The 2367-nt window shown below is 52.6% G+C and carries 2 protein-coding genes; one reads left to right on the top strand and one right to left on the bottom strand.

The annotated features are described in order from the left end of the window. A partial coding sequence (locus IQ219_RS19020; protein WP_304650698.1) for a carbamoyltransferase C-terminal domain-containing protein occupies positions 1 to 405 on the top strand: 405 nt, incomplete at its 5' end. An 86-nt stretch (positions 406 to 491) separates the two neighbouring features. On the opposite strand, the gene rpoC1 is transcribed toward IQ219_RS19020, so the two are convergent. Next, positions 492 to 2367, bottom strand: a 1876-nt coding sequence (rpoC1, locus tag IQ219_RS19025; RefSeq protein ID WP_194073650.1) for a DNA-directed RNA polymerase subunit gamma, incomplete at its 5' end; no start/stop codon positions are given.

Consider the following 2367-nt stretch of genomic DNA (forward strand, 5'->3'; position numbering starts at 1 on the left):
TACATGTTGATTGTGGCCGATGTGCAGGAAGAACTGCGTTTGCCGCTGACCCCAGAGCAGGAGCAATTATTTGGCATCGAAAAGTTAAACATTCCCCGCTCCCAGCTCCCCGCCATTACCCACGTGGATAATTCTGCCCGTATTCAAACCGTCCACCCGGACACTAATCCCCGCTATTATCAGTTGCTGCAGGCATTTGAAGCGTTAACTGGCTGTGGGGTTCTGGTCAACACTTCTTTCAACGTGCGGGGAGAACCCATTGTTTGCACCCCAGAGGATGCCTACCGTTGCTTTATGCGGACGGAAATGGATTACTTAGTGTTGGAAAATTTCGTTTTAGCTAAAACGCCCCAGCCCCAACGGCCCCAAGACCAACAGTGGCAAGATGAATTTGAGTTGGATTAATCCTTGAGCCTTGCCATTGCAAAAAAACAGCCGTAACTCCGAAAAGTTAAACGGCTGGATAAACTAACTAATGGCTTTGGCCAACTTTAAAAGACCAACGCTTCGGCGATCGTTTTGTTGTAGATGATTCGCCCTGGAGTCGTTTGAATGTACTGGGTGATGATTTCCCCGTCCGCTGCTTCCCGCACCTTCCGTTCCCGATAATATTTCATTACCGTGCCATCTCCCAATTCCTCGGTTTTGAGAACTTCCGTATCTGGTTTTTCCGTCACTACCTCCTCATCCAGGTGACGAATCCAAATTTGGGCGTGGAGGTTCACCTGGCCATGGTCGTAGGCCCGCAGAGCGTCTTCAATACCGGCAAAGTAACGTCCGGCTCCCTTCTGGGCGTTGGGATTTTCCGCTGTGAGGTAATAACAGCCCAGTACCATATCTTGGGAGGGCGCCACAATGGGCTTCCCGGTGGCAGGGGAAAGAACGTTGTGGCAGGCTAGCATTAATAGCCGGGCTTCACACTGGGCTTCCAGAGACAGGGGCACGTGTACCGCCATTTGGTCACCGTCGAAGTCAGCGTTAAAAGCGGGACACACTAGGGGATGGAGTTGGATTGCCCGTCCCTCCACCAAAATTGGTTCAAAGGCCTGAATACCCAAACGGTGTAGGGTGGGGGCCCGGTTGAGCATGACAGGGTGGCCGGTAATCACTTCTTCCAGCACGCTCCAGATTTGGGGGTCTCCCTTGAGAATTAACTTCTTGGCTGCTTTGATATTGTTGACAATGCCCAGTTTGATCAAGCGGTGAATCACAAAGGGCTGGAAGAGCTCGATCGCCATTTCCCGGGGCAGCCCACATTGATAAATTTTGAGGTTGGGCCCCACCACAATGACGGAACGACCGGAGTAGTCGACCCGTTTACCCAAGAGGTTCTGACGGAAACGACCCTGCTTACCTTCAATGATGTCGGAGAGGGATTTAAGGGCTCGATTGTTGGCCCCTACCACCGTGCGACCCCGGCGGCCGTTATCAATGAGGGCATCCACCGCTTCCTGGAGCATCCGTTTTTCGTTACGGACAATAATTTCCGGGGCGAGGATTTCCTGCAAACGGGCCAGACGGTTATTACGGTTGATTACCCGCCGATAAAGATCGTTTAGGTCAGAGGTGGCAAACCGCCCCCCATCTAACTGCACCATAGGGCGGAGATCCGGTGGAATAACAGGAATCACATCCAGGGTCATCCATTCCGCTTGGGAGTGGGTAGCGATGAAATTATCAATTACCCGCAGACGTTTAATGAGCTTGGCCCGCTTTTGCCCTTTACTGGCCAGAATTTCTTCCCGTAGCTTTTCCGCCACTTCCTCCAGTTGCAATTCCGCCAATAGCCGTTGCACTGCTTCGGCACCAATGCCCACTTCGATGCCTTCTAGTTCCGAGTCTTCGGCATAAATTTGGTCTTCGATTTCCACCCACTGGTCTTCCGTCAACAGTTGTTTATACTGCAAATTGCTGGCGTTGCCGGGGTCAAGTACCACGTAGGCGTTAAAGTAGACGATCTGCTCCACATCCCGCAGGGCCATGTCCAAAAGGATGCTGAGGTAGCTAGGAATGCCTTTGAGGTACCACACGTGGGTGACGGGGGCGGCCAATTTGATATAGCCCATGCGGTGACGCCGGACGCGGGATTCCGTTACTTCTACGCCACAGCGTTCACAGACAATGCCCCGGTGCCGTACCCGTTTGTATTTGCCGCACCAGCATTCCCAATCCTTGGAAGGGCCGAAGATTTTTTCACAGAACAGACCGTCCATTTCCGGCTTTAAGGTCCGGTAGTTAATGGTTTCGGGTTTGGTCACTTCCCCCACTACGGTGCCGTTCGGTAGGGTGCGTTCTCCCCACTGGCGGATCCTTTCGGGGGAGGCGATCGCAATTTTGACGTAATCAAACCGAGGTTCTGATTGGGCT

Origin of the sequence: Synechocystis sp. LEGE 06083, assembly GCF_015207725.1 — a bacterium.
In the GTDB taxonomy this organism is placed as follows: domain Bacteria; phylum Cyanobacteriota; class Cyanobacteriia; order Cyanobacteriales; family Microcystaceae; genus Synechocystis; species Synechocystis salina.